This window comes from Oleiphilus sp. HI0067 (assembly GCF_001635735.1).
Genome location: NZ_LWFI01001085.1, coordinates 1 through 284 on the forward strand (window position 1 = coordinate 1; position 284 = coordinate 284).

1 protein-coding gene is annotated in these 284 nt (G+C 45.1%); it reads right to left on the reverse strand.

The annotated features are described in order from the left end of the window. A partial coding sequence (locus A3739_RS15115; protein ID WP_197472352.1) for an adenosylcobinamide-GDP ribazoletransferase occupies positions 1-284 on the reverse strand: 284 nt, incomplete at both ends.

Sequence of the window (284 nt, forward strand, 5' to 3'; positions counted from 1 at the left end):
TTGTGACCAACCACCACCAAGACCATCACAGGTATCAGCCAAACCATCCTCATGAAAGGCGCCCGTCATGTATATGCCAAGTAATATGACGAGAAGAATACTTAGCTCTTGAGAAAATATATGACTTAAAAGGATGAATGCGAGAGCTGTCGTTGAACCAACCAGCCAGCCGACAAGGGGAAAATAGCGGCTGGCATGGTCTTGCGTGCTCTGATCTACATTGCTCAAAGATGGCAAAGGGATGCGCGTATAAAACATCAAAGCATAATGGATTAGTTGAAGCT